The sequence below is a fragment of the Virgibacillus salexigens genome, from assembly GCF_000723585.1.
Classification (GTDB): domain Bacteria; phylum Bacillota; class Bacilli; order Bacillales; family Amphibacillaceae; genus Virgibacillus; species Virgibacillus salexigens.
This window is the reverse complement of record NZ_CCDP010000006.1, coordinates 1-2,475: the sequence shown is the minus strand read 5'-3', so window position 1 is coordinate 2,475 and position 2,475 is coordinate 1. Positions and strand designations below refer to the sequence as shown.

Sequence of the window (2,475 nt, the reverse complement as noted above, 5' to 3'; positions counted from 1 at the left end):
AAATGAAGTAACATATTCTTATAATTACTGAATTTATGGGACCAGTTCAGTAATGTTTAAGACAGAATTAACTATAAGCACTTGATTGCCTTTTTGGTAACAGGTGTTTTTTTGTGAGAAATTTAAAAGAAAACATCAGTGGAACTGTGGTCAATGCAGCCCAAAAAGCAGATGATGTGGCTACCCATCTACGAGCTGGTATGCAGCCAAATGTTGCCATTGCTGGTGGAGGAAGGCTGGATGATGCAGCTGTAACTTACTTTAGTGCGAAGGCAAAGGATGCAGGGTTTGTAAAGAGCAGTGTAACTGAAAGCAGCAGTGGTGCAGGAAAACATTTGGATGATGGTAAGGATTCAGCTAAGGGTATAGATAATGGTACTAGACAGGTATCTGACGATATCATTAAGGATGGTAGTCATTTGGTTAAAGGTGGTAAATTAAAACCAAATGTTAAATATCAAGCAGGTGAATATAATTATCAATATAAGACAGATGGTTTAGGGAGACTTACTGATTTTAATGCGGATGACTTAAAACTAACAAAACGTAATAATAGATTGTCTCATAAGTCCAATACACCTGGAAAAGAACCTGGAGACCATGCAGGACACCTATCGGCTGATAGATTTGGAGGCTCTCCAGATTTGGATTCTTGTATCTCAATCAAGTGGTGTTAACTTGAGTAAATACAAAAAGCTAGAAAACCAATGGGCTAAAGCAATAGAAGAAGGAAAAGACGTTTCAGTTAATGTTAAAGTTAATTACGAAGGAAATAGTTTAAGACCTAGCAGCTTTGATATAGAATATGAAATAGATGGTCGTATGAGGTTCACAAGTTTAGAGAACTAGGGGGGATTATGTGAAGTTATTTGAGGACTATTTTTCAGAATTACAAACAGACATGGTGGCTATTTGTTTAGAGTATGTTGATAATAAAGCTGATGAAATTTTTATTTATTGTTCGTATGAACCAAAAATGTATGTTTTTGATTTTTTCTATAAAATTAATGGAAAAGTTGTTCATAAACATCAACTAAACGAGGCTTCAAAAGAATTGGATAGTCAACAAAATCGGGTTTACGATGTTTCGAGAGAAAGACAGAAGGCTGCACTAAGAATAGGTAATCAAAATTTAAAGCATATTCATAAAAAATGTGAAGAGTTCAATAAAGATATGCCAACAGAAATGAAATTACATTATAATGTAAAGAAAAATAGCTTAAAAGGAAAATATAGATATGATTTAGTTTATTCTATTGATGACGAACTATTACCAGATGATATCTTTGATTTATGGTTCGAAGAAGTGAAAGAAAATAATTTGTAAAACTAGACCTTGATTGGCTAAAGTCCTTTCAGGGTTTCTTTTTTGAGGGGCTACCTAGTGCCGAATGAACCGCTAGTTATTAATAGAAAATAGATACTCTTTGTAAGCCGTATAGGTTGTTTTAACAAATTCTTTAGTACGTACAACACCTTTTAAAAAGGTAACCTATCTAGTGAGTTTCATTAGTTGTGAAATAGTCTAAAATCTTAGATACTACCATTCACGAACTTTATGAGCTTATTGATAATGCGGATTTTACAGGGATTTCAGAATTTTCCGAGGAAGAAGAAAACTTGAGCATTGCTCGAATTTGGTCACTATTAGTTGATGCTGTAGCTTATACCTCATGGGAAGCTTATAAAAATGAAGAAGTGAAATATTTACCTCAGTCATTAGAAAGTATTACTACCGATAGTATTATTACCTTCTTAAATAGTGCAGTGGAAACCAGCTTTGTTAAAGTAGAGGAAATCAAAAGAATGGAAAAAGTTTATAATGATTATAGGAGTACAAATGCTGAAATTCCAAAAAAAAGAGAAATATTTTATGGATATTTTTAAATAAGCAATATACCTTGGAATTTGTCTTGTAATACTTAATGCTCTTGATTTGTTGATAAATTATACTTAGGCTAACCTGCATATTAAACATATGTTGCAAGCTCTTTGTAACAAGCAAAATATATAGAATTTATGCTTAATGTTTGTTGACTGCCCTAAGGTTATAAAAAAAGCACTTGATTGTCAGATAGGCATCAGGTGTTTTTGTTTTTTTAGTTTAGATTTTTAACTTTGATTAACATTGGACAGACTATTGAGATTCATAGCTCAATGAAGGTAGTATCATCAAGGTATTCTGTTTAATACTGTGTATGTGAAAATAATAAGATAGGCGAGATGACATTTTACATGCCAAGAGGACTTAAGTTACTGCCGAACCCACAACCTAACGAGATTGACAAAGCTCGTGGCGATAAACAGTGGGTAACCAAAAAGGTTGTTTAATAGCACAAGAGGAATAAAAATAGGGTTGTAATATTCTTAGGGAGTGCCGTACAATTCTCGATATTCGCTAAAAGCGTTACAAAATTTTAAAATTTACGTTACTTAATACAAGCTAATTATATTAGATATAAATCAAATACACCA

General features: G+C 32.8%; 2 protein-coding genes and 1 pseudogene. All 3 read left to right on the top strand.

Features of this window, described 5'->3' with window-relative positions; genetic code table 11:
* Window positions 1-200 precede the first annotated feature (200 nt).
* The 3 genes and pseudogenes from BN990_RS21725 to BN990_RS21425 all read left to right on the top strand — a co-directional run bounded on the left by BN990_RS21725 (window position 201) and on the right by BN990_RS21425 (window position 1,887).
* Window positions 201-849: pseudogene (locus tag BN990_RS21725) on the top strand (DNA/RNA non-specific endonuclease).
* A gap of 10 nt (window positions 850-859) precedes the next feature.
* On the top strand, window positions 860-1,327 hold the full coding sequence (locus tag BN990_RS21430) for a hypothetical protein (RefSeq protein ID WP_021291840.1): 468 nt from the start codon (window positions 860-862) through the stop codon (window positions 1,325-1,327).
* A 203-nt stretch (window positions 1,328-1,530) separates the two neighbouring features.
* Complete coding sequence (locus BN990_RS21425; RefSeq protein ID WP_081856147.1) at window positions 1,531-1,887, top strand: Imm6 family immunity protein; 357 nt, start codon at window positions 1,531-1,533, stop codon at window positions 1,885-1,887.
* The last annotated feature ends 588 nt before the right edge of the window (window positions 1,888-2,475 follow it).